Raw genomic sequence first — 25437 nt, forward strand, 5'->3', positions numbered from 1 at the left:
AAATATGAATCTACAGTTTGCTAATAATTTAGATTTTAAACAATATTTACAGGCTAAAAAGACGGATATAGTAAGACGAACAGATAGTGCAATTCAAGAGACAGATCAATTTAAAAGTCTTTATGCAGCTCTTAATAGTTACTTGATTTCTAGAGCATTTCTCGATATTAAAACTTTATTAATTAGTAAAGAAAGTCTATTAATTTTAAGAGATGATTTCTATCCTTTACTCGAGGAAGTGCTTGACTCTGATCAAAGCGCTCATAATAACTATTTAGTTATTAATGAAAATATAGAAATTTCTTATATGGCTCGTCAAAAAGATCTTATTTGCTCAAATGACGCAAGACGTACTTATGAAAGAATATCTACTGAAGGATATATTGTATTTGTCCTTCAACCGGATGCATTGATAAACTATTATATTGATGGAGAAGACTACGGGGAGGGAATTTTTCTAACAAATTATGATTATAATAGATATAAAAGGCTTAAAAGCACTAGTGATTTATCTAATCTTTTTGATGAATATAGAGAAAGATTAAAACTACGTGATATTTATAATAAGTTTTTTATTTCTAGAAGCCACTTGAAATCTTTACATAAAAAAATTGACCCAGATATTACAGAAGATAATTTTATGCAATTGTATAAAAATATTCTTAATAACAAGCCTGAGGACAGATTGCGAGAAGACTTACGCTTTTTCTTAGAAAATGAGTTACAAACTCGCCTTATTAAGAAAGAGTTAATATTAAATAATTTTCGTCGTTTAGATATATTTATCTGGGATGAGTCTGGTACTGAAATGTTTTTGATTGAAGTCAAGTGGGTCGGTACAAGCATTCACAGTAATGGAGAAAAAATAGGTACCTCTTATAAAGATACAGATATTTGCCCTAATGCAATTCATCAATCCATTGATTACCTAAGACAACTTCATGTAGAGAAACATAATATTAAATTGGGATATTTAGTTGTATTTGATGCTAGGTTAGAAAATTTACCTGATACAGGAACTAATATTAATGATATTGTGATCAGTAGTGAAAACATAAAGCACTTTTCAAAATTTAGAAAAGTGCCTGATTTTAGAATAGATAATATTCACCCATCTTAAGATTTCATTACAATCACACTTTCTCTCAAGGATTCGATTTGTTTTGATTGTTGAGAGCTAGTTTTTAAATTTCTAGCTTTCCTAATCTCAATAACTTCGAATCCTTGTTTTTCAGCTATATGGCATACAATTTCATCGACTAATATTTCTACACCAAAATATGCTGAATTTGCTACATTGAAATATATAAATTTATTTTTCTTCATTTTTGTTTTAAACGAGGAAAATAGTTGATTGAGATCAATGAAGTAAGCTTTTATCATATTTAAAATATCAGAGTTCCAAAATAATTCTTCTTTTTCTAAAAGTTTATTTAGACAATCTTTTAGAAGTGGAATATCAAGTGCCTCAATATTTTCATATTTAATTTGCACATGTGAGCGCAATGTTTTTTTTCTCAAATATATTAGTTCATTATAATTTTTAACTAAATCAAGGACTTTTAGTTCAAGCATATAAATATCTGTATAATCTCTTGAATTTAAATATGGAGGAGAAGTAATAATTAAATCTACAGAGTCATCTGGAATTCTGTCAATTTCACTTCTTACATCACCAAAAAAACATAGCTCATAATTTGAAGATAAATCATTTTTAAAATTTTCTTCAATCAATTTAATATCTTCTAGAAACAATCCTTCTAACTTTGATATAAAAATTAAATGAATATCACTTCTACTAAGTGTATTATTTATTTGCCAGTTTTTTCTATAAGATAAACATTTTCCATTTCTAAAAAGATTACTAGCTTCTAATAGGATTGAAGCTAGGGCAATTCTAAATAAGTTAGCATATTTATTATCTTTTTTATCAATTATTGAAATTGCTAATTTAATGTCTAATATTCCATCCATAATATCATCATTGAAGTTCCATTTTTTTAATTTTTCATTTTGAACCACTGTACGCCCAAATGGTATTGGCATGAGATCTCTAATATTTGACTTATATTCTTTTAAATCATTTATTATTATATTAAGGTATTGATTATATTCTTTTAATTTATAATCATTTCTCATTTTTACAGTTGAAAGAAGATGCATGAAGGGGCTTACTTCAAAAGAAACACATTTTATTCCCATATTTTGCATTTCTAATGGCGTTGTTCCACTTCCCGAAAAAGGTTCTAATACAAGCTCTGGTTTATAGTCAATTTCAGAAAGAATACTTTCAATGAATTCTTTAGAATACCCTTCAACAAATGGATACCACTGATGAATATGAACCTTTTTATTTTTATTGAATTGCATAATTGATTTATACTGTTCCGTATAGTCAACTAATTTATATCCAGAGATAGTTGTTTCCATATCACCACTAGTAGTTTGTACAAAATCATGTAACATCTATTCACTATCTACAAGTAATTAAATGTATGTTATAAAGCTTACGCGGCAAAATTTTAACACAATTTAATTTAAAAAAGTATGTAATATTCTATTTATAAATTAGGTACTTATAAATCTTTGGCTATTATTTTATCAGTTTTTAATTAAGTGGAATCTACTAAAATTTATACTTCTCTATATAGGCCAACAACTTTTCCAATTAGTTTGCAATCCTCATGAAGTTCCATAATTTTCTCATGCCATTTCGGATTTAAAGGTTCTAAGTACATCCCATCTGTTTCAATAACTAGTTTCTTAAAGGTTGCTTCTTTTTCTCCTTCACAAGAAACAATTACCAGGTCACCAGTTTTTAAATCACTTACTTGGAAATCGGGATTAATATAAATTCTATCGTTAGGTTCAAATTTAGGTGACATTGATTCCCCTCGAACAATTAAGCCATATCCATTTTTTCCACATTTAGGGTTTGGGGGTAACCATTCATTAAATTCAGTTCCTGTAGGTACAGATTCAATAGAGGTCCATGTTCCTGCTTCAACCCATGATATAACTGGAATTAAATTTCCAAAAACTTCTATTTTTTGATTAATATCAATATTGTTATCTAAATTCTTTTTAAAACCTTCCTGTTCTATAGCTTTAGCCATTGAACCTGTACCTGATAAAAGCCATTCAGAGTTAACTTTTAAAAACTTAGATAAAAGAGGTATTTTTGAGGTTTCAGGTATGGCATCGCCATTTAACCATTTTCCAGCGCCTTTATCAGAAATATTAAATTCCCTGCTCAGAATACGTGCTCGTCCTCTAGCTGGATAACCCATGACATCCATTGCTTTATGTAAGCGTTTAGCAAATTCTTGCTTAACAGAATCTATTTGTGAAGTCATAGCATCACCATTATGAACCATTGGTTCAATATTAAATGTTATTGAAAGAACTATCAGTTCCTGTTAAAGTTGAACCAATAGTTCATTATTGGGTCAGGAATGAGCACTATAAAAGAAGTTATTAATGATGCTGGTGGAGTTTGTTCAGTTGCATTTGCTGTCCAATTAAGCGAAAGGTCTATTTATAAATGGATTGAAAAGAACTGTTTGCCACGCTCTGAGTACACAGGCGAAAGCAACTATTCAAATTCGATAGCACAGTTATGCCAGAACTTTACAGAGCAAGAGATTCTGGAGATTGGAAACCCTCGTAAGTCAAAGAATATAGAGCGTAGGAATGAAGTAATTCCTACATGATTTTTATCAGGCAAGGGAGCTGCTCTTTTCATGAGAACTGATGACATGAATGAAGCAAGAGAGTTGGGCTTTTTAGGTGGAAAGCTCGATAACCCTGTAACGGTCAAATTTAATGATTTGACTGATGAATCCATCGAAGGTGTGGCTAATGCCAGTGACATGACGAAAGCAGACTGGATACGAGAAGCTTGCATAGAAAAACTCTTGGTGGAGAGACGCAAGTTCAATCGTATGCGAAAGGTGTGGGGTCATCCTAAGGAAACAAGAGATGCCAGAGGATGCCATGAGAATACACAGTCAAATTTAGAGCATTAAAAAAGCCTGATCTCGAACATCAGGCTTCTATATTCACAAATCTAGGAACCCATGAATATGAAAAACAATTTATCAGAACAGCCAACCGAACTCAACTCAGAAGAATTTGTTGTAGGTGACATGGTGGTTGTTAATGAACTGGAACATAACGAAATTTTTGAAGTATTTGGGTTTTACTACAGTACACCCAAGCGACTTTTTGTTAAGTCAGCATGCGGTAAGCAGTTAGCTCTACCAGTTCAATTCTTTAGATCAGCATCAATTGCTGAGTTAGAAGCAAAACGTCGATTGAGCGTAGAAGAGTTAGCACGGGCGGAGGTGTCATGAATCAGCAATTTAAACACCTTCCAGAACATAAGCAGAGAGAAGGTATTCAGTCATGGTATGAGCCAGCTCTCAATCTTCTAAACGAAATGCTTGAACGAAACAAAGCAAATCTCCGTAAGCGTGGATACAACGAAAACAATGCAGCCATCACACGTGAAGAGTTTAGACAAGAACTCGCTCGCCGAGGCCGCATTACTTTGTATTTAGCTGGAGAAATTGAAACGAGTTTGTATAAGGCTCAAAAGATTGAATACATGGGCGGATATGTTAAGCCTAAGGAGATGCAATGAATGAGCTGGCTCTTTTCTGGGAGATTTATAGATGAATGTATGTCCAATCTGCAATCAGGAATTCAAACCGAAGCGGAAAGAGCAAGTGCTTTGCTCTGTAGTATGTCGGCAGAAGAACAACGCCAAAGGACGTGCTGGTCAGAAAACTGGCTTACAGTCCAAGCAATACAAGCAGCAGCTCACGAAAGATGGTTACTTAAAAATGTATGCAGCCAAGCACCCGTACGCCAATGGGCGAAAGGAGGTAATGGTGCATGTCATGATGATGGAATGTCATCTGAAACGACCTTTGCAAGAAGGAGAGTGTGTTCATCATATAAACGGCAACAAGCAAGACAACAGATTGGAGAATCTCCAGTTAATGAGTCATGCAGAACACTCAAAACACCACAACAAAGAATTGACCAAAACTCGAGACAGAGATGCGAGGGGAAGATATGCGTGAACTTGCGTTATTTGCGGGCGCTGGTGGAGGAATTCTCGCATCTTATCTCTTGGGATGGCGAACAGTGTGCGCAGTTGAACGTGATGCCTACGCCGCACAAGTTCTGGCGCAACGACAGAATGATGGAATTCTCGAAGCTTTCCCAATTTGGTCTGACATTACAACTTTTGACGGAAAACCATGGAGAGGAATTGTTGACGTTATATCTGGCGGCTTTCCGTGCCAAGACATTTCATCCGCAGGAAAAGGGGCGGGTATCGAAGGTGAACGTTCCGGGCTTTGGTCAGAAATGGCACGAATTATCAGTGAAGTACGACCTAGCTACGTATTCGTGGAAAACTCACCAATGCTTGTTTCCAGAGGACTTACAAGAGTCATCAGTGACCTTGCCAAAATGGGGTATGACGCGCAATGGGCACGTTTTTCAGCATCTAACTTTGGAGCGCCCCATATCCGTGACCGAATCTGGATTGTGGGCTACTCCCGCAGCGAGCGACTCAACACGGGGTGGGAAAATAACGGCAAATATGACAGGCATTTCACTAGCTCAGCAAATAAAAGCTCCCGAACGTTGGCCAACACCCAAAGCATCGGATGCAAAACGAATGGATTGTCTATCGGAGCGCAACAGGAAAAGTCCTTGTCTGGAATCAACAGTAAAGATGTGGCCAACCCCAAAAGCATCCGATTGGAACAAGCGGGGAAATGTAAGTCCTCATCCGAGAAATGGTTTACCAGGTGCGGTCATGAACTTTCCGACACCAACTGCGAGCGATGCAAACAAGTGGAGCAACGAGTCTTTAGCCGAACGCAAAGCGAAGGGACGCCAGATCCGTCTCAATACAGCAGTTTCGCCAGAGGGCGGGAATGGTGGGCGATTGAACCCGAACTGGGTCGAGTGGCTGATGGGGTGGCCAATCGGGTGGACCGACTTAAAGCCATTGGAAATGGACAAGTTTCAATCGTGGCTAAAAGCGCATTTGAATTTTTAGGGGAAGATCTATGAGTTTAGATGCAACCATTTGGGCTTGGAAAACACGTCAAAAACAAAAGGCGGGTGGTGCATTAAAACCACTTAAAAAATTAGTACTTCTTTCACTGGCCGATCGAGCTGGTGAAACACATGAATGCTATCCAAGTATTGCTCGTTTAGTTGATGACACAGAAATGGACCGCAAGACCGTTTTAAAAATCATTGATGAGTTAATTGAAGACGGATTTATTGTCGATACAGGTAAGCGTGAAGGTAAAACTAAGCAGGTTAAAGTGTATCTTTTGATCGGAGTTAAGGGCCGTGAAACAGTCCCAACAACGGTACACTTTGATACGGGAAATGATGATTTAAACAGTACCAACAATGGAACAGTTCCAACAACGGAACAGTTCCAACAATTCCATGAAAGAGTCCCAACAATTCCGGTAAAGGGTCCCAACGTTGGGACACGGAATCTTTTAAAGAATCTATCAGATGAATCTAAAAATAAAAAAACATGGTTGAGTTTAAAAAAACTTGGTGAAGAAATTCTTTTGGCAACTGATCAGGAAACTTACGAGCAGATCAAAAACGCGACTTGGTTCGATCGGGAGTTACGAGCATTTGAACTCTACAACGCCGAGAAGAATCTTTGTGATGAACTCATGAATTACCACTTTGCAGATTGGTTAATCAACGCATGTGGCAAATACCAAGCACGTGAACAGGCAGCTTTCCGGAATTCAGGGTCGTCAGTTCGGTGCTCGCCGGGCGCACCGCACCAGTTGAGCGATAAACAGATTCATACCTTCGCTCAAAAACTTTCTCAACATCCTGAGTTCGCTAGCCAGTTTGCAGCTGCAGGCGAAAGCTACGATCAACTTGCTGCACGTATCGCCGTGAAACTTAGCGATCCAGCTCAAGCCAAGCAATGGGAACAATATCTCAAGCAAGTTGGGTTTAAAGGCTCATTGCAGGGGGCAGCATGACATCAATGAGTCTTGCTGAATACCGTGAATTATTTTCAGTGAAAACAAAGAAGCGCCGTTCAGCAAAGCAAGGTACCAGACAGCCGAGTGAAGGCGAGACAGTACTGGCAACACATTTAAGAGCATGCAAGATCAGTTTTGAGCAGGAATATAAATTCCATCCGAAACGGAAATGGAGAGCTGATTTTCTGATTACCGGTAAGAAGATTTTGGTTGAGGTGGAAGGTGGGATCTGGATGGCAGGTGGCGGACGCCACACAAGAGGCAAAGGTTACATCGGGGATATGGAGAAATATAACTCAGCGGCAATGATGGGTTTTACAGTTTTACGGTTCAGTACAGAGCAAGTGAAGTCAGGTTTAGCGGTTCAGCAGATAGAGAAAATAGTTGGGGGAAATCATACTAATGATCGATAAGAAGCATGTTATGCACTCAGTGGACTGGTCTAGATTCGATCTGGAAGGCTGGTTATATCAGTTCGGTGCATGGCTAGATCAAAAGAGTTTTACCGGTATTCCTTCTGGCGCATATAGCAACCCAATTGCCTCAGCGATGGTAGAGGCTGAAAAGCAACGCCGTTTAAAACGGTTAGGTAAGAAGAAACAAAGAGAGATTATCGCCAATTACTTTGTGAGCGAATCAGATCCATTTCGTAAAACTAAATCTAAAGTCCAGAGCCAGATTGATGATAATGAAGCACGTGCAGTACAGCGTTTAGTTTTAGATTTAATAGGGCAGAGTGAAGTTATGGATGAATGGATGGATGCGATTATTGATCGTTACTTTCGTGGTCAGTCATGGCCTGAGATGGTACGAGAAGATCGTTCGCAATCAGATGCACGTAGCGATGTGAAATGCGGGTTGGCAGTTTTGCATTGCCGGTATGGGTTTATTGGGTATTAGCTAAAACTAATAAAATATTTCTTAAAGGTTTTAGAAAAAATACTAAAACATTTAAGAAATATTAGTCTAAAACTTACTCTTAAAATACTTAAATGTTTTTAGAATAATACGCAAAATATGGAATAATAGTTTTAAGTTTTATCAGTAAGTGCTAACTGATTTTTAAGTAAAAGGTTTTTAATTTTTTATAAGTAAGTACTTACTTACGTACTTGAGTAAAGGTATATGTCTGAATCGAATGATCCTTCCCGCATGACTCCAGATCAATTGCGACAAGCTGGAAGTTTATTGTATGGTCAAAGTTGGCAGACTGATTTTGCAAGAGCGATAGATATTGATCCGAGAAGAGTTAGACAGTGGCTAACAGGTGATAGACCAATTCCATTAAACTTATGGGAAGAGGTTGTTAAATTACTACAAGAAAAAAGTAAGGATACTGCTGCTTTAGCTGATGAATTGAATAGACAATTCTTATTATTTGAAAAATCTCATTCTAGATAAAATAAAAATAAGCTTGACATGTTCCTAAAAAGAGGTACATTTTGCTTGATAGAAAGTAAAGCTCTTTAATTAAATAGGAGTTATATCAACAAGGTGATCTTATGAATATCTCAACAATAATTAACGATAAAAAAATATTAATTATTAATTATCAATCTATTAATGTTTTAACAACTGAAATGTTAGCTGAATTATATCGAATAGATAAAGAAACTATTCGTCGAAATTTTTTAGAGAAAAGTTCAGGCTTTGTTGAGGGAATACATTATCTGAAAGTTGAAGGTGATGACCTAAAAAAATTTAAAGAAAGTAATAAAGAACTAGATGTAATATGTGACACTTCTACTAGGTTAATTCTGTGGACTAAAAGAGGTGCTACACGTCACGCTCAAATTTTAGATACCCATGAGATATGGGATACACATGATATATTTTTAGAAAAATATTTTGATAAAAATCCAACCGTAAATATTGGCCCACATTATTTACTAACATTAGAAGGCGCCAAAGCTGCACTAGATTTCACACGTAATTTTGCCGCACAGGTTTTTACTGGATCAATTAGTTTTGTTTTTACCATCAGAACTCTTGAAACTGGTAAGTGGTCATTAGGCATACTAAGCGTATTAGTTTGGATCATATTTCTATATATTGTAGTTGCAAATTTCGCTAATTTTCTTTCTCCTATTTTAAAAAATCTTCAAGATCAATTAGCTTCTATAGATGGCTATGTAACTAAAAAAGAAAGTAAGAATATGAAGTTTCTACAATGGGTGAGTACATTGTTTAAAAACATATTGCTTGTATTAATACATAAGCCTATGATTTTACTAGAATTAATTGTAATATTTATAATTGTTGAAATACCACCTACTATCGTTATATTTTCAGCTGGATATTCAGCTGAAAAAATATATGATTTTTTCTTTTAAGATGACAATTTAATTATTCTTCAATTTTTTGCTAAAAGCTTCTCCCGATTTGCCTCAGCATTGAGTACATGCATTTTCTTATGGCAATTCGGGCAAAGCGCTACTGTATTTTCGATGTTATCTGGCTCACCGTGTGCTAATCATTCAATGTGGTGAGTTTCCAAGTAGGGTGCAACATCAGAAATTAATGGCTATATTTTATCTCTAATGGCGTCAATTTATAGTTGAGTCGATATTTAATTCTTAATGCCTTCGCTACCTTAATGGCATCTAAGACTTCCGTATCTGCTCCAGGTTCTTTGACTCCTACAATTTGAGCTTCAACCATAGGTTGATAGGTATCATTTCTTACCCCAGAAGCAATTTGATAGTTTGAGGTCACAAGAGTACCTTGATTCATTTTGGGAATCTTAAAGTAGCGAAAATCATTTTGCATGACTAACTCAGCACCGCGTAGAACAACAAAATCTCTTGCTTGTTCTGGTGAGCTACCACGATCACCTTTGTAGCTGACGTAGAAGGAGTCCTTACTCGCTTGTCCTTCTCTGAAATGTGACATCACAGCACCAGGATTATAAGCTGGAGGAATTAAAACAGCACAACCTGATAATGATAATAAAAGGACGGATAGGAAAATTTTATTCATCTATAGAATTCTCTTTATATGAGTTGAAGAAGATTGTTATTTTTATCTTCATGAATATTTCCTGCTCAGTATATCTAAAGATAAGAAATACGTGTATCAGAGATTTTGAATCTTTAAGACTACTTGACCCTGTACAGGGTAAATGCTATTTTTGCGTTATAGTGGTCGCAGTGTAAATAAAGATCACACAAGATATTCGAAAGCTCATCGTAAGGTGGGCTTTTTTGTTTTTTGTGATATAAAAAGATTTCCCATATTAAGGAGATCGAAGTGGAACTTACGCAAATTAAGGCAACAATAGATCGAGAATATGATCTCTTTAAAAATTCACCGGAATTTAATACCTGTAAGCACGACAAAGAGAAGCAAGCTAGATTTTTAGGCCATGCATTAACAACGTTGAAGTTTCCTTATACGAACATCATTACTTTAGGCGGTGGCCGATATAAAATTTTAGGTCATCATGATTTAAATGTTGATATTGATCTATTTCAGGCTCCGTCATTTACATCAAAGCAAGCATTTAATACTTGGTTGACTAATATCTTATTCCAACAATTATTTTCTTAAAATATATTGTAAATACATATTTTAATTTGTATTTACAATATCAAATACTGCGCTGAAAGTTTTTGTTTTTGTGACCCGTTTCTATTTGGAAGCGGGTTTTTTAATTGTAAGTATGAAGTACTTACAAATTGTGAAAGTTAGAGATTTTTAAATAAAATTGATATTATGAAAAAAATATTTAGGTTTCAAAAGAATGCTAGTAAATATTCTAACTAATAGTTTTGGTGCATTAGAGTCGCGATATCATGTAAGAAATTTAGTATTTGGTGCAATATTTGGTTTATGTGCGTGGCTATTGATTGACGCTTTAGAGTCAGGTGCAGCTAATCCAAAACCTTTATCTGTTATTGTTACTATCAAGATTTTGATTATTCTAAATTCACTTTTATATCCATATGCAAAATACTTTTATGATTATTTATGGGGATTTCTTCTGGGAGATAGAGTGTATGCATATTCTCTAAATCCTATAACAATATTTTTCGTTTTAATCATGAGATACTTCTGTTGGTGCTTTGCTATTGTGTTAGCACCCATAGCTCTACTTATTCTTTATTTTAAGAATTCCTAATCAACTAGCTAATCTTAAAAGTACAGTCTAGGGAGACCTACTTCTTACTAGATATGAACCAGGCTCTTTCTTTTTTTACTTATGATATATTTGTTTAAAATTGATAATTAGCATATTTAAAAATATGAAAAAATATATTTTTCCAGTTCTAGTAATAAGCTTGCTTTCAGCTTGTTCGAATAAAGTATTAGAAGATGAAGTTCCTAAACAAGCTCAGGGGTCGCAAGCAGAGCAAGAGCTTGAACCTCCAGTTAAAAGTTTAAGTAATGAATGGGATCCGGCTTTTAATTGTGACCCTGTTAAAGCAAAAAAGCTCACAGGTAAAATGGGTTTAACGGAAAAACAAGTTCTGACGATGACTAACTCTAGAACCTTTCGAAGTGCTTACAGAGGGGAGCCAGTTACGGAAGAACTTCGACCAGACCGTATTACTATAGTTATTGATCCCAAAACAAAAAGGATAGTTGCGGGGTTATGCGGCTAGTCAGCGGCTGTAGTCATTCAAGTTGTATGTTTTTTGCAACATTTGGTTGAGAGCTTTGATATTACAGATTTTTTAATTTTCCGAAAATAATGATAATTTCATCACAAATTATTAAAATAGCGCGGTCCTAAATACGTGTTAGCCTATGTTAAAGATCTTAGCTATAGCCATCGTTGGTTCTTCAGTTGTTTACTTTGCTTATCATGCTTTGTCTCAACCTGAAAAGAAGTCGAAAACCTCAATACTTATTAGCCAAGCTGAACAGTCAATAGTGAATGCTAATACTACAGTTAAAAATGCTGATAGCTCGTTTCGTAAGATTCAAACGCAGTAATAGGAAAAGGTTATAAAAGCAATTCTAATAACTTTTGCAGTGTGTATTACGGCATAAAATGGCCCCGCTAAATTTCGATTATTGGCGGGGCTTTTTACTTTTAATAGATAGGTAAGTTAACTCTCATTTTGTGAATATTTTGGCTGAATCTGATCCAGGCTATCTTCTGGATTCTTTTCACGAATATGAGAGACTTGAGTATTTTCAATATGAACAATTCGATCATACTCAACATTTTTTAGATGCTCCGGTGCCAATTCTGGATAAGACTTATAAAAATGCATTTTAATATTTAGAGCATGATCAAGTAGAAAAGCGGATTCAATACTATAGTACTGATCATTATCAAAATATTCATAAGTCGACTCTAATAATTCTTTTATTGAGTCATCAAGATTTTTAAGTTTTTCATTTATGAGATTTAAATCATTTGCAGATGGTTGTTTTTTCATTTCTTATCTCGCATTTATGAAAGATTTTGTACTGAAAGTTTCCAGTACAAAATCTTTAAGGTCTATGGAATTATGGTAAAACAAAAATACCCGAACTACGGCATCTATCAAAAGCAGTTTGGCACTTCCAAGTTTCCGTCAGGCCTTGAAATGCACCTACGCCATTTCGGCAATTTTCATACTGTAAGCGGCAGTATTCATAATCACCAGCGGCTGGCTGAAGTATCTCTAAGAGACTTTTGGGTTGTTGTTTTTCCTCACTAGCAGTTGTCCCGAGGGATAAAGTTGCGAGGGTTATTGTTACTAAAAAAATTAATTTTTTCTTCATGTTAGATACTCTTTTAGTTAATTTTATAAATACCGAATGGATATTTTTACCATTTGGTAAATTTTTTATAATAGAAAATTATTAAGCATTAAAGAATATATCTAATTATGTTGTAACTTAATCTTTAAATGTAAATAGATAATATATTTATTTTGAGTGTATGAGATGGAGCTAAAAAACTATTTCAACGCAACCAATAAAAAGCTTTTTAAGAAAAAACCTAGAAATAGACCATTGCCAAAAGCAACTCAAAAATATCTTGAAGCTGATGAAACTCTTAAAGAAGAGCTAGAAGAAATGGCTATAGGCTTTGAGCAGAAGTTCCAACCCATTCATACGAAACATTGGCGTTTTGATTTTCATATTGTGAAATTACGTTTACTTATCGAGATCGAGGGTGGTCCTTGGTCTGGTGGACGTGGTGGTAAGTTGGCTAATAAAGCATGGAGTCTTGATCGATATGATCAAGCTGAACAGATGGGTTACAAAATAGAGCGCTTTCATCCAGATTCTGTTCTGTCGGGATATGTCATTAACTGGATTAAAGGCGAATTAGCGAGAATTGAAGATGGAACAAATCAGACCATTTCCACCAACTGACTTTATTGATCAAGCTGAAGAAGAGGAAGCAATCCGTATAATTCCAGCACCGGATTTAAAGAAGTGGGTTGTATCTAATTATTTAAAAATTGGTGGGCCTCTTCATAACCCAGATCATGACCATATTGCTGAGCTACTTCATGATAATGAAGAGTTCTTAGCATTTGCATGGGCCTCTACTGCTTATACACGAGCTAAACGGATGGTGTTAGGGCAGTGCGAAAAAGTTATGTTTCAACAAGGCGGGTGGAAGAAAGCCCGACAAGAGCAGCAAATGCGTGATTGGTTTGGGTTTGTGCCAATTTACTTAATCACTATCGATGCAAGCTTTTGTGAAAAGGCTAACGATAGCGAGTTCTGTGCGTTGCTTGAACATGAGCTTTATCACATCGGTGTAGAGCGTGATGGAGACGGTGAGATTATTTACAGTGATCATACTGGACTGCCAAAGCATTATTTAGCTGGCCACGATGTAGAAGAGTTTATCGGGGTTGTTAAGCGTTGGGGCGCAAATGAGAATGTTAAGCGTCTCATTGAAGTAGCTAAAAATCCGCCGTTTGTATCTGATTTAGATATTTCTAAATGCTGTGGAAACTGCGTAATAACCTGAGCCTTATGGCTCTTTTTTTTGTCTATTTAGGTTGACGTAGGTTGACAGGATTGAGGATATGGCGGCTCTAAAAAAAGAGGTAAAACTCTTTATAGTTCGCTCACTTGCCGTATTTAATACACCCACAGAAACTGCTGAGTTCGTCAACCAAGAATACGGGATAAAAGTTACTAAACAGCAGTGTGAGAAATACGACCCAACTAAACGGGCAGGTGAGAACTTAAGTGAAGAGTTAAGAATTGATTTTGAAAAGACTCGAGAAATGTTTTTGGGTAAGCCTGAGGCAATCCCTATTGCAAATTTAGCGGTGCGTTTACAGCGTTATGAAAGCCAATATCAAAAGCACAGCAGAAACCGTGTAGCAGCTCTAAGCATTCTTAAGCAAGCTGCTGAGGACGTTGGTGGGAAATATACTAATAAAACAGAGCTAACTGGCGCTGGTGGTGGTCCACTCCAAAGCGAGAATGTAACCCAAGTTGTTGCAACGCCTGAACAGATACGGCAGGTGTTAGATGAACTCAAAGGTAAATACTAAGCTGCTAGAAATGCAGTTAGAGCGAGAGCTCTGTGAGAAAGAACATTTATTCTTTACACGTCGTTTTTTCTTGCCTCGTATGGGCTTTAAGTTTTCGGTCAATTGGCATCATGAATATATTGCCGACAAGATTGACGAGGTAATAGCTGGCAAGGTTAAAAACTTAGTGATTAACGTTCCACCGGGTAGTGGTAAAACTGAATTACTTACAAACCTTATTGCCCGCGGTATAGCACGTAATGCTCGTTCACGATTCTTGTATTTGTCATTCTCGCAATCTCTTGTAGAGGATGTATCAGCAACAGCTAGAAATATTGTTAAGTCAGAAGACTTTCAAAATCTATGGCCAGTAAAAATTTCAACAGCTACGGATGCTAAATCAAACTGGAAAACTACCGTCGAAGGTTATGACGCTGGTCATGTTTATTCTGCTTCTATGGGTGGGCAGGTCACGGGTCGCCGTGCCGGTACATTAGCGGATGAAGGCTTTACCGGTGCGATTATTCTGGATGATCCCTTAAAGCCTGAGGATGCATTTAGCCAGACCGCGAGACGTAAGGCTAATCGAAAGATCTTAAACACGGTCAACTCGCGTAAAGCTAAATCGGACACGCCTATCATTCTGATCATGCAGCGTTTGCACGTTGAGGATCCGACTAACTTTGTGATGACGGGTAACGTACCTGGTGAATGGGAACAGATCAGTATTCCCGCACTTATCGATGATAAATACATCAATAAGCTACCAGAGCACATACAGCGCAAAATTCCACGCGATGTTGAGCGTGATGAGAAAGGCAGACAAAGCTATTGGCCGTTAAAAGAATCTTTACTTTCTTTGCTTCAGCTGGAGAAAGGTGGGGAAGATAAAGATGGCGCTACAGTGTCACGCTACACCTTTGCTAGCCAATACATGCAAAACCCTAAAAAGCTGGGTGGTGATCTTGTTAAGGCTGAATGGTTTGGCCGTTATGAGGAATTACCACTTCTTAAATGGCGGGCAATTTGGGCAGATACCGCGCAAAAGACTAAAGAGCATAACGACTATTCAGTGTTCTTGTGTGCTGGTTTGGGCTATGATAATAATCTCTACATCATTGATGTGAAGCGCGGCAAATGGGAAGCACCAGAGCTATTGAAAGAAGCTAAGGCCTTTATCAATAAGCACAAGGACAGCAACGCCAAGATCGGCAAACTTCGCTATATGGCCGTAGAGGATAAATCGAGTGGTACCGGACTGATCCAATCCATATCTAGACAAACCACATTACCTATTCGGGCAATTCAGCGTGATACAGATAAGCTCACACGAACCATGGACGTGGTGTTCTACGTTGAAGAGCGCCGTGTCTGGTTGCCAGCAGAAGCACCATGGCTTTTGAACTACATTGAAGAAATCGAAGGGCTCACGGCTGACATGTCACATGATCATGACGACCAGTGGGATCCGACTATTGATGCCATTAATGATTCATTAGCCAAGAAGCCAACTGTATTTGATGATTAGAGGAAATTATGGCTGAAACTAAAAAGCCCGATGCAATTGGCGATGCAGGGGCATACACAAACTTTGTCTCAAATATTGGTACCAGCCGTGATAAGGCTTCACATGGTCATTTTGTTCAGAAAGAAATTCCTGACGACCAGCTAGAAGCTGTATATCAACACTGGTTGGCCAAACGTATTGTGAACCGTCCAGCAAGTGACATGTTGCGGGCTGGTTGGTTTTATGAGGGAATTCAAGATAGAGACCTAATCAAACTAGAAGAGGCGTGTAAAGCTTTTCAACTGAACCAGGTACTTTTATCAAGCTTGATCTTATCGCGTCTATATGGCGTGGTTTATGTGCTGTTAGGGACAGTAGATGGCGGTAATTTGGAGCAGCCATTTGATTTAAAGAAATTAGGGGTAGGTCGTTTAGAGTTCTTTACAGTACTCAAGAAAAAGTACATTAAGCCAGATACGACGACGTATTTATCACCTAAGGTTTGCGGCGGTTTATTAAAGCAACCTGAGTTCTACAAACTACAAATGGATGGTAAGGCTCCACAGCGCATTCACCATAGCCGTTTAATTAAATTCTGCCATGCTGATGTCGTGAATGAAGAGCCGCAAAGTATTCTTCAGGAAGTATATGAGGATCTGCTAGACCATGCTGCCGTTAAAAAGGGTTCAGCGAGTCTTGTTCATGAATCAAAAATTGATGTGATTAAAACACCTGGTCTAGTGGACAAAATCAAAGAGGATATGAAAGCCGTAGCAGAACGTTTTCTTAGTGTCGGATTGCTTAAAGGTTTAAATGGCATGATCGTGCTGGATGCTGAAGAGGACTACGACTCCAAGACTTATAACTTTGCCGGTTTACCGGACATGATGCGGGAATTCTCAATTCAAACTGCGGGTGCTGCCGATATTCCGTATACCATTCTTTTCGGTCAATCACCTGCAGGTATGAATGCTACAGGTGAGCATGACACACGGAACTATTACGACAGCATATCAACCAAGCAAACGTGGATGCTTAAGCCTTTCATGATGCAGATTCTAGATGTTATTTGCCAGACTACATTCGGTCGTGTGTTCCCGAATCTGGGTATTGTCTTTAATCCATTGTGGCAGTTAGATGCTAAGGTCCGTTCAGAAGTTGAGAAAGCCAATTCAGAACGAGATGCCAAGTATTTAGAAATGGGCATTATTACCGAGCCACAGATAGCCCGACAATTGCTGATCGATGGCGTTTATTCAGTGATTGATGAAGCTCATATCAAAGAGCTAGAAATAATGGTGAAGTTAAATGTCGACGATCATTCAGATGCTGAAACCACACCTCCAGCAAGCGAAGAAGAGTAAGAAAGGCCGTAAGGCTTCTAAACCTAGACCAGTAAAAGTAAATCGCCGTGTAGAGCTTTATTACACACGGCAATTGCTAGCTATATCTAAATATTGTCAGGAACAAACAAAGGAATTAGTTATTCCTACGGTTGGCGAGAATATCGGTGATGCATGGTTCTCCGACATGATGGCTTCGTTTCGAGAGAAGCTGACAAAGTATGTGGTTGAGATTTCTAGACCGTTAGCTACAAAGGTTGTGACTGACACCCAAAAGGAAGTGGACAAGCAAATTGCAGAGCACACCAAAACGATTATTGGTGTGGATCTCACGCCGTTCTATCGTGCTGCAGATATTCAGGACGAAGTAGACCTCAATATAACTTCAAACGTTAGTTTGATTAAGTCTATTCCTCAGCAATATGCAGACAAGTTAGAGACATTAATAACGAATGCTTTGCAGACTGGTCAAACTAATGAAGACCTAGCTAAAGAGATTAAGGCATTAGGGCAGTCTACAGATTTTCGTGCACGGCTTATTGCTAGTGATCAGATGGGTAAGATCAATGGACAGATCAACAAAGCCAGACAGCTTTCAATGGGTGTTGAGACATATACATGGCAAACGGCTAAAGATGAGCGTGTAAGGCCAGACCATCAACATAAGCAAGGCCAAACCTTTAGATGGGATTCCCCTCCAGCGGGTGGACATCCTGGTCAGCCTATACGGTGTCGTTGTACTGCATTGCCTAATTACGAGGATATTTTGGTATAGTCTTTTTATCTTAATTACGAAAAACATAAAATTGAAACTAGATTACATTTCATGTTTAACAAAAGCATGTGAGCATAGTAAAGAGCTTAATTTGATTTCTAAAGACTTTTCTTTAGATCACAATAGATTGGAATTAAGTAGTGATTTCTATGATTTCTTATCGTTTTTAGAAAATCGCTTAAAAAAGAATGTGGGAGTTACAGGTAACTGCTTTAAAGTGTCACATTGGCTTAAAGACTTTGTTAACGATTTTTTCAAAGTGGAATATGCATTAATAACAATTGGGCATGTAATTCATAATAATGTGAAGGAGTTTTATCAGCCTATGGATATAAGGCTAAAACAATTAGAGTTAGGGCAAGCTAATTTGCCCATAAATTTACATTGCTGGTTAACGTTGCCAGGGGGAATAATTTTAGACCCAACATATCTCAGTACTAAATATCAAGGTATGGATGGAAAGATTCTATTACGAGGATTTGAGGACATGCCACAAGATTTTTTCTTTTATCCTGAATTCATTGGTTCTGAGTATTTGATTAGAACAGGAATACCCATAGATATCTAAGATAGATCACAAGCCCACCACTCGGTGGGTTTTTTATTGGGCGCAATTTATGAAAAACATTTACCGCTTTAAGGTAGGTGACTTTGCTCCAAGTGAATCCACACGCTCATTTACCCCAGAAGGTTATTTGAAATGCGTAAACGTTCGCTTGGGTAAAGCACCTCAGGTACGCCAGTACTATGCATATGAGTTTCCAAACTTAGAAGGCTTTTCAGCAGATCAGACTATTAACGTCTACACACCTGCAGAAGAACTTTTTAAATCAGAAGCTATCAAAAGTTGGGATGGGGTAGACACTACTGATTATCACCCACCTAAGAATGAAATTAATGCTGCTAATTGGAAGGACTACCACATTGGCTATTGTGAGAATGTCCGCCAAGAAGGCGAATATCTATTGGGTGATCTGCTCATTAAAGATAAAGACAGCATTGATTTAATCCAGAACAACGAGCGATTAGAAATGTCGCTGGGTTATGGAGCCACATTAGTTCTAGAACAGGGTACTACGCCAGACGGCACAGTGTACCAAGCAAAATTTATTAACTTTATTGGCAATCATGTAGCACTCGTTAAATACGGTCGCTGTGGTGGTGATTGCCGTATCGGTGACCAAAAGCAAACTCCACCAGAGGGGAAAACAATGGAAGTAATTGTAAACGGTATGCGTTTTGACATTGGCGATAACAAGCCTTTGGCAGATGCATTAAAGATCCAGCAAGAGCAAATCGATAACTTAAAAGCTGCAAAGCTTAAAGTCGGTGATAAGCAATTTTCTATCGGTGATGAATTGAACGCTGTTCAAGCGGTCGTAGATCAATTGCATACCGATAAAACTACGCTTGAGCAAAAAGTCGGTGATCTGGAAAAGAACCAGATGACGCCAGAAAAGCTTGAACAAGCGGCAACAGAACGTGCTGCTGTGATTGCCGATGCTAAAGCATTGGTGCCAACAGTTAAAACTGAAGGCTGCACATGTGAGCAAATCAAGCGCGATGTAATTGCGGCTAAAGCGGGTGATGCTTTAGTAACTGCTTTATTGGGCAGCGTATCAGTAGGGGATGCAAAGCCCGATCAGATCGATACAACTTTCCGCGCTTTGTCTGCTGTGAAAGGTACACACCCATCTAATCCAGTAGGTGATGCACTGCATAAGCAACAAAACATTCAAGCAGGCGATGGCAAACCAGAGGATGGGGAACCTAAACCTAACAACAAAAAAGAAGCCTGGAAACAAAGCTTCTAATCAACTGGAGAAAAGAGAATGTCTTTAACCCCTCAAGCTATTCCGGGTATGCGTGCTCGTTTGCACATGCCTGAAGAAATCTTATCTTTACCAGTCGCGGGTAATACCGTGATAAGTGACGGTGAAGTGGTGGTTCAGTCCACTGATGGCAAGACTGTTACTGCGGTAACTGGTGCTACTAATACAAAGTTTGGTGTGGTGGTTTTACAACACGTCGTCAAATCAGGAAAAAACGCCTTAGGTAAAGAAGCCTATCAAGCGAAAGACTGTGCACCGATCATGCAAATTGGTTCTATTTGGGTGAAGCCTTCAGCACCAGTGATTGATATCAATGCAAAGGTATATGTGCGTACCGCAAACCCTACAGCGCAAGCGCCGCTTGGATCACTTTCTTCTGCAGCATTAGATTCGACAGAACTACCTAATGCCTCATGGGAAACTATTACGGGTCCAGATGGCTTGGCAATCCTTCGATTACGTGGAGCATAATCAATGTCAAAACAATTAGAACAGATGAAAATTCGTCTATCGGCCGTTGCACATGGGGTGCAAATTGCTGTAGGTGATGCCTTTAATTTAGATAACTTTGCCAAGTTGCTGTTAAAGCTTGAATCAATTGATGAAATGACACCGCAACTTGCTGAAGCTCAAGCATATGCCAAGTATTTACCAATCGAAGGCTTAGAAGGTGCAGTTATTGGTTCAGCAAGTGTCTTGCAGCGTAAGAAAGGTGTAGGACGTGGTAAGCGCTTCTCAGGTCAAGGTAATGACGTGCCATTAGCAGAAGTGATGTATGACGAAGTGAAACTCACCGTACAGCCTGGTGTTATTGGTTATGAAATCAGTATTTTTGATGCTGCAGCAGCCTTAAAAGCCGGTATCCAGCTAACAACTGACAAAGTCGCAGCAGCTCGTCTGGCTTATGAAAACCACATGAGTGATGTGGCTTGGTTTGGTGAACCTGAAACAGGGTTACTGGGGTTTTATAATCAGACAGGTGTAGAGGTCATTACTTCAACATTAGATTATGCAACAGCTACAGTTGAAGCGGTTCTTGCAGACATTAACAAGGCAATTAAAGGCGCTACCAATGCATCTAAGTTTGATAGCAGTGTTCAGCCTGATACTTTCGTGATGCCTGAGAATAAGTTCACTATTCTCGCTAGCCGTATCGTTCCAGATTCAGCAGGTAAGACTTTTCTTGAATACATTAAGGAAAAGAACACCTTTGCAATGCAAGGTAAGACACTAATGTTTACTTCTGAAAGTACGCTTGAGGGTAAAGGCGAAGGCGGGACAGACCGCAGCATTATTTATCGCCGTGATCCAGGCTGCATTACTTTCCGTTGTAATGAACTGGAATTCTTGGCAGCTCAACCTATCAATTATGTGATGCGTACACCAGGTCACTATATGTATGAAGGTGTCTATTTAAAACGTGTCGATTCTCTCCGCTACTACGATGTTGAATAAGGAAAACTAAACATGCCAAAAATTACTTACAGCGGCTCTCAGGCCGCTTTTTCTTTTGATGGGATTCAAGTTGGTCAGGGTCAAACTGTGGAAGTTAGTGCTGCGGATCTCACACGTATTTCAAAAGGTAAAGCCTTTAAATCACTCGTTGAAAAAGGTGAGCTTGAAGTTCAGGAAATCCCAGATGAAGAACCAAAAGCAGCAGGTAAAACAGGCGGCCGTGGTGGTAAAGGTAGCAAGCAAACGGATGCAGCCAGTGACGCTGCTAAGGCAGCAGATGAAGCTGCTTTGGCCGCCGTGAAAGCTGAATTAACAGCGCTTGAAGTAACGTTCAGTGATGATGAAACACTTGAGCAGCTACAGGCGAAGTTAGATCAGGCTAAGGAATAAGGTGGATCTATGGACGTACAAACGTTTCGCCAGAAATTCTCTACGGATACGGGTTTAGTCAATTTGTCTGATGCAAAGATTCAGGATGCATTAGAAGAAGCAGATTTGGTTGTATCTCAAATTGAGTTTGGTGCATTAAAGGAGCGTGCTGTAGGTCTATATGCAGCACACATTCTTAAAGTTGGTACTGTTAGCGGCAATGGTGCTGCTTTTGGTACCGCCTCGAGTATGACAATTGCGGGCCAAAGTGTGAGTTATTCACGATCATCGAAAGAAGCTTTCTATGATCTAAGCATGTATGGCCAGCGCTACCTTGCGTTAAAAAATTCCGTTCCAATCGATGATGAAGGTACAAACCCTAATCGTTTAGGCGTTGGTGCTTTTGTTGTATAGGAGAATCCCATGCCTTTTAAATATCAGGCACCCCAAGGTTACAAGCCAACCAAAATCGTTATTGCTGGTCAAAACCTAGATATCAAAAACGGCGTTTTAGAATCTGATAATGACATTATCCATATTTTAAAGCCCTTAGGTTTTGAGCGTTTTGTCGAAGTGGTTGAACCAAAGAAATCGACAGCCTCTGCTAAAGAGTAATTAAGCTATGAGCGATTATCGTGTTGATAAGCAAGTCAACTTTGATGAGATGAATAATCACGTTAGGTTTGAAATAAGACGCACGATTAACGCTCTTACTTTGCGCTTACAGCGGATTGTTCAGGAAGACATGTTGAGTGGTCAACGGCTAAAAGTTCAGTCTGGCCGCTTACGTGGTTCCGTTTCGTCCAAAGTGGATGAGGATAAGGATTCGATAGAGGGAACGGTAGGAGCTGGCGGTGCTTTGGTGCCTTATGCCTTTGCTCATGAGTTTGGCTTAAATGGTTCTTTGGGGGTTAAAGCCCATTTAAGAACTATTAAGCAGGCTTTTGGCCGACCTATATCACCGGTTCAAGTCAATATTAAGGCTCACTCACGGAATGTTCGTTTTAGAGAGTTACGCTTCATGCGTGATTCACTGGATATTGTGGCCAAGATTGTGCCAAAAAATATTGATGCAGCAATTGAGCGAGGTTTAGCAGGTGAATAGCGAAGCAATCTATCAAGCGTTATTTGATCGGTTAAGTACAAACGTAGAAGGATTGGTTACGGTAAGTCGCCGTTTACGTCATTTTAATAATGTGACACCAGACGAACGACCAGCCATGTTTATTACTCAAGGTAATCAGCAAGAAGTACCAGTACATGGTTTAGATTCAAAAGTTGAACTAGCCGCTGAGGTCTATCTCTATATCCATGAGGTTGATAGAGCTAAACCTCCATCATCACAGATGAATATTTTCATCGATCGTGTACGTGAAGCTATTCAGCCAGACCATCCGGATTTCAGCGAATATCAAACCTTAGGTGGTTTGGTAGAGCATTGCTGGATCGAGGGCACAATCGAAGTTTATGAAGCAGTAGAAAATATGCTGGATGATCAGGCGATTGCAATTATTCCTATCCGGATTCTCACCACCAATTAACAAAACATTCATTTAATGACCGCCTCGATGGCGGTTTTGTCATTTTAGAGAGGTCAAAATAAATGGCTCAATATTTATTTGGTGCCGGCAAGATCTTTGCTACACCGATTCAAGATGTTTATGGGCAACCGATTAGTAATCCTACGCCTGTAGAAGTAGGGGTATTACAGTCTGTTGGTGTCGATATTAGTTTCGATTTAAAAGAACTCTTTGGCCGTGGACAGTTCGCCGTAGATGCTGCACGTGGTAAAGGCTCAATTAAAGGCAAAGCATCATTCGGGCGAATTAACGGAACCTTATTAAATTCCATTTTCTTTGGTGGCGTGGTTGCTGAGGGTGGAATTGAAACAGTATCACAAACCATTAATGGTGAAGTTATTCCGGCTGGTGGTTCAGTTACTCCGGTTGTTCCTAATAGCGGTACGTACGTAAAGGATCTAGGCGTAACGGATGCGAAAGCAATCCCACTTAAACGTGTAGCTTCAGCACCAACAACAGGTCAATACAGTGTAGATGCGGCAACTGGTGCTTATACATTTGCGACAGCCGATGCAGGTAAAACGGTATTTATTAACTTCCGTTATTCAGCAATGGTGGCGGGTGCGAAATCAATCACCGTATCTAACTTAGATATGGGCTATACCCCTGAGTTTGCCGTTGACCTGCAACGCGACTACAAAGGCAAGTTCATGCACATGAATTTCTTCCGTTGTACCAGTAACAAACTTGGATTTAGTTCAAAACAGGACGATTACGATATTCCTGAGTTTGAATTCCAGCCTATGGCTGATGATCTTAACCGTGTTTTCAAAATCGATTTATCGGAGTAATGCCAGATGCAATTTAAGCAAGTTGAAAACCCGCGTGGTAATAGTAAAGAAATTGCTGGTCAGACTTGGATTTTTGCTCCGGCTCCACTAGGAACTCTTGAGCGATTTCAAGAACAGTTAAGCTCAAATGATGTCCCTGTGTCCGTAATTGTAGACATGGCTCATATCTGTTTAAAGCGAAATTATCCGGATATTACCCGTGACTATGTTTCGGATGAGCTCTTAGATATGGCTAACATGGAAGAGGTCTTATCACTAGTAACTAAAACCTCAGGCTTGGAATATACCGGTACAGGTAAACCGGCAGGTGAAAGCTTGGGGGAATAAACTGGGAGGAGCTGTACACGCATTTAGTGCTGACCATAGGTAAAGATTACGACTATGTACGTAATGAAATGGATCTGCCTAGATTAAGAGCATTAAGTGCGTATCAGCAAAGTAACCCTCCCACAAATATCGGAGTACAAAGGCTTTGCCGTATCTTGGAAGCTTTTACGGGAATTAATGAAAGTCAGCCAGTTAATACTGAATCAGAAAACGATGACGATTTAATTGAGGTTTTAAGCAATTTTCCACAGGGCGGTTAATACCGCCCAAGAGTTTTTAAGAGACATTAAATAATCAATTTGGTATCTTTGTTAATACGTTTATAGGGTATCAAATATGATTAATAAAATATTAATAGGAATTCTTGTATTAGCTCTTTCTGCAATTCTTTATATAGTTGGGAATTATCTTTATATGCAATATGACAGAAATGAACACTCAAAGGAATATGAAAGCAACTCTTATAAAATAGATAAATTAATAAAAAATAAAGCAACAAAAGATCTAAAAACCAATGATTTAGTCTTTGTTTGTGAACTAAGAAAATCATTATGGCATACTACCGTACCTCTTGAAACTATTCAGTTAGCCGCTGAAGATAATAGTCCGAAATATAAAAAGTTTGTTAGGGAAGTAACACAAGATATATTTAGAGATGCGCAATTGAAAGCTTTTGTGAAGGGAGAGCAATCGGAAGTAGACTTAGCGATTATTGGTCATTTATGCACGCTTTTAAACTCTGAGACTGGTTCAAGTAGATCGCTTTATAATAAGCTTTTATCTCAAAAATATAATATTGATCTGGAAAGCGGTTCGCTTAGTTATGTTGATATTTCTAAAGTAACCCAAGAAGATCTTGATGAATATCTTAAGGCTAAAAAAGCTGAAGAAAATATACGTCTGAAATTTTAAAGTTATTTTAAATTTTAATATGAACCCACTCTAAGAAGTGGGTTTTTTT

General features: G+C 38.3%; 37 protein-coding genes and 1 pseudogene. 32 read left to right on the top strand and 6 right to left on the bottom strand.

What is annotated here, in order from left to right:
* Positions 1–4 precede the first annotated feature (4 nt).
* On the top strand, positions 5–1120 hold the full coding sequence (locus I7H67_RS04615) for a hypothetical protein (protein WP_198307195.1): 1116 nt from the start codon (positions 5–7) through the stop codon (positions 1118–1120).
* Here I7H67_RS04615 and I7H67_RS04620 read toward each other — a convergent pair.
* Together I7H67_RS04620 and I7H67_RS04625 are read right to left on the bottom strand one after the other, a co-directional pair.
* Entirely contained in the window at positions 1117–2466 is a 1350-nt protein-coding gene (locus tag I7H67_RS04620) for a hypothetical protein (protein WP_198307196.1), read from the bottom strand. The genes I7H67_RS04615 and I7H67_RS04620 overlap by 4 nt on opposite strands.
* A 167-nt stretch (positions 2467–2633) precedes the next feature.
* Complete coding sequence (locus I7H67_RS04625) at positions 2634–3356, bottom strand: LexA family protein (RefSeq protein ID WP_227602525.1); 723 nt, start codon at positions 3354–3356, stop codon at positions 2634–2636.
* Between the two features lie 387 nt (positions 3357–3743).
* On the opposite strand from I7H67_RS04625, the gene I7H67_RS04630 reads away from it, so the two are divergent.
* The 10 genes from I7H67_RS04630 to I7H67_RS04675 all read left to right on the top strand — a co-directional run bounded on the left by I7H67_RS04630 (position 3744) and on the right by I7H67_RS04675 (position 9388).
* Positions 3744–4028, top strand: a complete 285-nt coding sequence (locus tag I7H67_RS04630; protein WP_198307198.1) for a hypothetical protein — start codon at positions 3744–3746, stop codon at positions 4026–4028.
* A gap of 51 nt (positions 4029–4079) precedes the next feature.
* Positions 4080–4355: a hypothetical protein gene (locus I7H67_RS04635; protein WP_198307199.1), complete on the top strand. Its 276-nt coding sequence runs from the start codon at positions 4080–4082 to the stop codon at positions 4353–4355.
* The gene (locus I7H67_RS04640; RefSeq protein ID WP_198307200.1) at positions 4352–4645 is read left to right on the top strand and encodes a hypothetical protein; all 294 of its coding nucleotides are present in this window, start codon (positions 4352–4354) and stop codon (positions 4643–4645) included. Before I7H67_RS04635 ends, I7H67_RS04640 begins: the two co-directional genes overlap by 4 nt.
* 31 nt (positions 4646–4676) lie before the next feature.
* Complete coding sequence (locus tag I7H67_RS04645) at positions 4677–5090, top strand: HNH endonuclease signature motif containing protein (RefSeq protein ID WP_198307201.1); 414 nt, start codon at positions 4677–4679, stop codon at positions 5088–5090.
* The gene (locus I7H67_RS04650) at positions 5083–6096 is read left to right on the top strand and encodes a DNA cytosine methyltransferase (protein ID WP_198307202.1); all 1014 of its coding nucleotides are present in this window, start codon (positions 5083–5085) and stop codon (positions 6094–6096) included. Before I7H67_RS04645 ends, I7H67_RS04650 begins: the two co-directional genes overlap by 8 nt.
* Positions 6093–7052, top strand: coding sequence for a helix-turn-helix domain-containing protein (locus I7H67_RS04655; protein WP_198307203.1), 960 nt, complete (start codon positions 6093–6095; stop codon positions 7050–7052). Before I7H67_RS04650 ends, I7H67_RS04655 begins: the two co-directional genes overlap by 4 nt.
* The gene (locus tag I7H67_RS04660) at positions 7049–7468 is read left to right on the top strand and encodes a DUF559 domain-containing protein (RefSeq protein ID WP_198307204.1); all 420 of its coding nucleotides are present in this window, start codon (positions 7049–7051) and stop codon (positions 7466–7468) included. Before I7H67_RS04655 ends, I7H67_RS04660 begins: the two co-directional genes overlap by 4 nt.
* Positions 7449–7955: a hypothetical protein gene (locus tag I7H67_RS04665; RefSeq protein WP_198307329.1), complete on the top strand. Its 507-nt coding sequence runs from the start codon at positions 7449–7451 to the stop codon at positions 7953–7955. Before I7H67_RS04660 ends, I7H67_RS04665 begins: the two co-directional genes overlap by 20 nt.
* 225 nt (positions 7956–8180) lie before the next feature.
* Positions 8181–8456 carry a transcriptional regulator gene (locus tag I7H67_RS04670; RefSeq protein WP_198307205.1) on the top strand — a complete coding sequence of 92 codons (276 nt, stop codon included), beginning with the start codon at positions 8181–8183 and terminating at the stop codon, positions 8454–8456.
* A gap of 101 nt (positions 8457–8557) precedes the next feature.
* Positions 8558–9388 (top strand): ORF6N domain-containing protein, encoded by an 831-nt coding sequence (locus I7H67_RS04675; RefSeq protein WP_198307206.1) that lies wholly within the window; start codon positions 8558–8560, stop codon positions 9386–9388.
* 20 nt (positions 9389–9408) lie between these two features.
* Here I7H67_RS04675 and I7H67_RS04680 read toward each other — a convergent pair.
* Both I7H67_RS04680 and I7H67_RS04685 read right to left on the bottom strand, forming a co-directional pair.
* Positions 9409–9558, bottom strand: a pseudogene (locus I7H67_RS04680) (HNH endonuclease); the annotation flags it as partial.
* A gap of 14 nt (positions 9559–9572) precedes the next feature.
* Positions 9573–10034, bottom strand: a complete 462-nt coding sequence (locus I7H67_RS04685) for a CC0125/CC1285 family lipoprotein (RefSeq protein ID WP_198307207.1) — start codon at positions 10032–10034, stop codon at positions 9573–9575.
* Between the two features lie 270 nt (positions 10035–10304).
* Here I7H67_RS04685 and I7H67_RS04690 point away from each other — a divergent pair, with 270 nt between their 5' ends.
* Positions 10305–10604: a hypothetical protein gene (locus tag I7H67_RS04690; RefSeq protein ID WP_198307208.1), complete on the top strand. Its 300-nt coding sequence runs from the start codon at positions 10305–10307 to the stop codon at positions 10602–10604.
* 695 nt (positions 10605–11299) lie between these two features.
* Positions 11300–11659, top strand: coding sequence for a hypothetical protein (locus I7H67_RS04695; RefSeq protein WP_198307209.1), 360 nt, complete (start codon positions 11300–11302; stop codon positions 11657–11659).
* A gap of 450 nt (positions 11660–12109) precedes the next feature.
* On the opposite strand, the gene I7H67_RS04700 is transcribed toward I7H67_RS04695, so the two are convergent.
* Both I7H67_RS04700 and I7H67_RS04705 read right to left on the bottom strand, forming a co-directional pair.
* Entirely contained in the window at positions 12110–12445 is a 336-nt protein-coding gene (locus I7H67_RS04700) for a hypothetical protein (RefSeq protein ID WP_198307210.1), read from the bottom strand.
* 70 nt (positions 12446–12515) lie between these two features.
* The gene (locus I7H67_RS04705; protein ID WP_068563054.1) at positions 12516–12773 is read right to left on the bottom strand and encodes a hypothetical protein; all 258 of its coding nucleotides are present in this window, start codon (positions 12771–12773) and stop codon (positions 12516–12518) included.
* A gap of 165 nt (positions 12774–12938) precedes the next feature.
* On the opposite strand from I7H67_RS04705, the gene I7H67_RS04710 reads away from it, so the two are divergent.
* From I7H67_RS04710 to I7H67_RS04800, 19 genes are all read left to right on the top strand, one after another.
* On the top strand, positions 12939–13373 hold the full coding sequence (locus tag I7H67_RS04710) for a hypothetical protein (RefSeq protein WP_198307211.1): 435 nt from the start codon (positions 12939–12941) through the stop codon (positions 13371–13373).
* A complete protein-coding gene (locus tag I7H67_RS04715; protein WP_198307212.1) occupies positions 13342–13983 on the top strand; it encodes a putative metallopeptidase in 642 nt (213 codons plus the stop codon). Before I7H67_RS04710 ends, I7H67_RS04715 begins: the two co-directional genes overlap by 32 nt.
* A 58-nt stretch (positions 13984–14041) precedes the next feature.
* Entirely contained in the window at positions 14042–14518 is a 477-nt protein-coding gene (locus tag I7H67_RS04720; RefSeq protein WP_198307213.1) for a DUF2280 domain-containing protein, read from the top strand.
* The gene (terL, locus tag I7H67_RS04725) at positions 14496–16025 is read left to right on the top strand and encodes a phage terminase large subunit (RefSeq protein WP_198307214.1); all 1530 of its coding nucleotides are present in this window, start codon (positions 14496–14498) and stop codon (positions 16023–16025) included. The genes I7H67_RS04720 and terL overlap by 23 nt, the downstream gene beginning before the upstream one ends.
* An 8-nt stretch (positions 16026–16033) precedes the next feature.
* Positions 16034–17368 carry a DUF1073 domain-containing protein gene (locus I7H67_RS04730; RefSeq protein ID WP_198307215.1) on the top strand — a complete coding sequence of 445 codons (1335 nt, stop codon included), beginning with the start codon at positions 16034–16036 and terminating at the stop codon, positions 17366–17368.
* Positions 17313–18122: a phage minor head protein gene (locus I7H67_RS04735; protein WP_198307216.1), complete on the top strand. Its 810-nt coding sequence runs from the start codon at positions 17313–17315 to the stop codon at positions 18120–18122. The genes I7H67_RS04730 and I7H67_RS04735 overlap by 56 nt, the downstream gene beginning before the upstream one ends.
* Before the next feature lie 31 nt (positions 18123–18153).
* Entirely contained in the window at positions 18154–18690 is a 537-nt protein-coding gene (locus I7H67_RS04740; protein ID WP_198307217.1) for a hypothetical protein, read from the top strand.
* A gap of 49 nt (positions 18691–18739) precedes the next feature.
* Positions 18740–19936: a DUF2213 domain-containing protein gene (locus I7H67_RS04745; RefSeq protein ID WP_198307218.1), complete on the top strand. Its 1197-nt coding sequence runs from the start codon at positions 18740–18742 to the stop codon at positions 19934–19936.
* 18 nt (positions 19937–19954) lie between these two features.
* Complete coding sequence (locus tag I7H67_RS04750; protein ID WP_198307219.1) at positions 19955–20425, top strand: hypothetical protein; 471 nt, start codon at positions 19955–19957, stop codon at positions 20423–20425.
* A gap of 3 nt (positions 20426–20428) precedes the next feature.
* Positions 20429–21409 carry a major capsid family protein gene (locus I7H67_RS04755; RefSeq protein WP_198307220.1) on the top strand — a complete coding sequence of 327 codons (981 nt, stop codon included), beginning with the start codon at positions 20429–20431 and terminating at the stop codon, positions 21407–21409.
* A gap of 12 nt (positions 21410–21421) precedes the next feature.
* The gene (locus I7H67_RS04760) at positions 21422–21799 is read left to right on the top strand and encodes a hypothetical protein (protein ID WP_198307221.1); all 378 of its coding nucleotides are present in this window, start codon (positions 21422–21424) and stop codon (positions 21797–21799) included.
* Positions 21800–21808: 9 nt separating this feature from the next.
* A complete protein-coding gene (locus I7H67_RS04765; RefSeq protein ID WP_198307222.1) occupies positions 21809–22192 on the top strand; it encodes a DUF4054 domain-containing protein in 384 nt (127 codons plus the stop codon).
* A gap of 9 nt (positions 22193–22201) precedes the next feature.
* Positions 22202–22393 carry a hypothetical protein gene (locus I7H67_RS04770; RefSeq protein ID WP_198307223.1) on the top strand — a complete coding sequence of 64 codons (192 nt, stop codon included), beginning with the start codon at positions 22202–22204 and terminating at the stop codon, positions 22391–22393.
* A gap of 7 nt (positions 22394–22400) precedes the next feature.
* Complete coding sequence (locus I7H67_RS04775; protein ID WP_198307224.1) at positions 22401–22883, top strand: hypothetical protein; 483 nt, start codon at positions 22401–22403, stop codon at positions 22881–22883.
* The gene (locus tag I7H67_RS04780; protein ID WP_198307225.1) at positions 22876–23319 is read left to right on the top strand and encodes a hypothetical protein; all 444 of its coding nucleotides are present in this window, start codon (positions 22876–22878) and stop codon (positions 23317–23319) included. The genes I7H67_RS04775 and I7H67_RS04780 overlap by 8 nt, the downstream gene beginning before the upstream one ends.
* Before the next feature lie 62 nt (positions 23320–23381).
* Positions 23382–24149, top strand: coding sequence for a hypothetical protein (locus I7H67_RS04785; protein WP_198307226.1), 768 nt, complete (start codon positions 23382–23384; stop codon positions 24147–24149).
* Positions 24150–24155: 6 nt separating this feature from the next.
* Complete coding sequence (locus I7H67_RS04790) at positions 24156–24476, top strand: hypothetical protein (protein ID WP_198307227.1); 321 nt, start codon at positions 24156–24158, stop codon at positions 24474–24476.
* Positions 24477–24511: 35 nt separating this feature from the next.
* The gene (locus tag I7H67_RS04795) at positions 24512–24736 is read left to right on the top strand and encodes a hypothetical protein (protein WP_198307330.1); all 225 of its coding nucleotides are present in this window, start codon (positions 24512–24514) and stop codon (positions 24734–24736) included.
* Positions 24737–24812: 76 nt separating this feature from the next.
* Complete coding sequence (locus tag I7H67_RS04800) at positions 24813–25388, top strand: hypothetical protein (RefSeq protein WP_198307228.1); 576 nt, start codon at positions 24813–24815, stop codon at positions 25386–25388.
* Positions 25389–25437: the final 49 nt, after the last annotated feature.

Origin of the sequence: Acinetobacter sp. ACIN00229 (genome assembly GCF_016106645.1) — a bacterium.
Lineage (GTDB): Bacteria > Pseudomonadota > Gammaproteobacteria > Pseudomonadales > Moraxellaceae > Acinetobacter > Acinetobacter oleivorans.

Bases quoted from the DNA above. Each gene is read 5' to 3' on its own strand.
- I7H67_RS04615 (WP_198307195.1), top strand. From the start codon at position 5: ATGAATCTACAGTTTGCTAATAATTTAGATTTTAAACAATATTTACAG.
- I7H67_RS04620 (WP_198307196.1), bottom strand. From the start codon at position 2,466: ATGTTACATGATTTTGTACAAACTACTAGTGGTGATATGGAAACAACT.
- I7H67_RS04625 (WP_227602525.1), bottom strand. From the start codon at position 3,356: ATGACTTCACAAATAGATTCTGTTAAGCAAGAATTTGCTAAACGCTTA.
- I7H67_RS04630 (WP_198307198.1), top strand. From the start codon at position 3,744: ATGAGAACTGATGACATGAATGAAGCAAGAGAGTTGGGCTTTTTAGGT.
- I7H67_RS04635 (WP_198307199.1), top strand. From the start codon at position 4,080: ATGAATATGAAAAACAATTTATCAGAACAGCCAACCGAACTCAACTCA.
- I7H67_RS04640 (WP_198307200.1), top strand. From the start codon at position 4,352: ATGAATCAGCAATTTAAACACCTTCCAGAACATAAGCAGAGAGAAGGT.
- I7H67_RS04645 (WP_198307201.1), top strand. From the start codon at position 4,677: ATGAATGTATGTCCAATCTGCAATCAGGAATTCAAACCGAAGCGGAAA.
- I7H67_RS04650 (WP_198307202.1), top strand. From the start codon at position 5,083: ATGCGTGAACTTGCGTTATTTGCGGGCGCTGGTGGAGGAATTCTCGCA.
- I7H67_RS04655 (WP_198307203.1), top strand. From the start codon at position 6,093: ATGAGTTTAGATGCAACCATTTGGGCTTGGAAAACACGTCAAAAACAA.
- I7H67_RS04660 (WP_198307204.1), top strand. From the start codon at position 7,049: ATGACATCAATGAGTCTTGCTGAATACCGTGAATTATTTTCAGTGAAA.
- I7H67_RS04670 (WP_198307205.1), top strand. From the start codon at position 8,181: ATGTCTGAATCGAATGATCCTTCCCGCATGACTCCAGATCAATTGCGA.
- I7H67_RS04675 (WP_198307206.1), top strand. From the start codon at position 8,558: ATGAATATCTCAACAATAATTAACGATAAAAAAATATTAATTATTAAT.
- I7H67_RS04685 (WP_198307207.1), bottom strand. From the start codon at position 10,034: ATGAATAAAATTTTCCTATCCGTCCTTTTATTATCATTATCAGGTTGT.
- I7H67_RS04695 (WP_198307209.1), top strand. From the start codon at position 11,300: ATGAAAAAATATATTTTTCCAGTTCTAGTAATAAGCTTGCTTTCAGCT.
- I7H67_RS04700 (WP_198307210.1), bottom strand. From the start codon at position 12,445: ATGAAAAAACAACCATCTGCAAATGATTTAAATCTCATAAATGAAAAA.
- I7H67_RS04705 (WP_068563054.1), bottom strand. From the start codon at position 12,773: ATGAAGAAAAAATTAATTTTTTTAGTAACAATAACCCTCGCAACTTTA.
- I7H67_RS04710 (WP_198307211.1), top strand. From the start codon at position 12,939: ATGGAGCTAAAAAACTATTTCAACGCAACCAATAAAAAGCTTTTTAAG.
- I7H67_RS04715 (WP_198307212.1), top strand. From the start codon at position 13,342: ATGGAACAAATCAGACCATTTCCACCAACTGACTTTATTGATCAAGCT.
- I7H67_RS04720 (WP_198307213.1), top strand. From the start codon at position 14,042: ATGGCGGCTCTAAAAAAAGAGGTAAAACTCTTTATAGTTCGCTCACTT.
- terL (WP_198307214.1), top strand. From the start codon at position 14,496: ATGAACTCAAAGGTAAATACTAAGCTGCTAGAAATGCAGTTAGAGCGA.
- I7H67_RS04730 (WP_198307215.1), top strand. From the start codon at position 16,034: ATGGCTGAAACTAAAAAGCCCGATGCAATTGGCGATGCAGGGGCATAC.
- I7H67_RS04735 (WP_198307216.1), top strand. From the start codon at position 17,313: ATGTCGACGATCATTCAGATGCTGAAACCACACCTCCAGCAAGCGAAG.
- I7H67_RS04745 (WP_198307218.1), top strand. From the start codon at position 18,740: ATGAAAAACATTTACCGCTTTAAGGTAGGTGACTTTGCTCCAAGTGAA.
- I7H67_RS04750 (WP_198307219.1), top strand. From the start codon at position 19,955: ATGTCTTTAACCCCTCAAGCTATTCCGGGTATGCGTGCTCGTTTGCAC.
- I7H67_RS04755 (WP_198307220.1), top strand. From the start codon at position 20,429: ATGTCAAAACAATTAGAACAGATGAAAATTCGTCTATCGGCCGTTGCA.
- I7H67_RS04760 (WP_198307221.1), top strand. From the start codon at position 21,422: ATGCCAAAAATTACTTACAGCGGCTCTCAGGCCGCTTTTTCTTTTGAT.
- I7H67_RS04765 (WP_198307222.1), top strand. From the start codon at position 21,809: ATGGACGTACAAACGTTTCGCCAGAAATTCTCTACGGATACGGGTTTA.
- I7H67_RS04770 (WP_198307223.1), top strand. From the start codon at position 22,202: ATGCCTTTTAAATATCAGGCACCCCAAGGTTACAAGCCAACCAAAATC.
- I7H67_RS04775 (WP_198307224.1), top strand. From the start codon at position 22,401: ATGAGCGATTATCGTGTTGATAAGCAAGTCAACTTTGATGAGATGAAT.
- I7H67_RS04785 (WP_198307226.1), top strand. From the start codon at position 23,382: ATGGCTCAATATTTATTTGGTGCCGGCAAGATCTTTGCTACACCGATT.
- I7H67_RS04790 (WP_198307227.1), top strand. From the start codon at position 24,156: ATGCAATTTAAGCAAGTTGAAAACCCGCGTGGTAATAGTAAAGAAATT.
- I7H67_RS04800 (WP_198307228.1), top strand. From the start codon at position 24,813: ATGATTAATAAAATATTAATAGGAATTCTTGTATTAGCTCTTTCTGCA.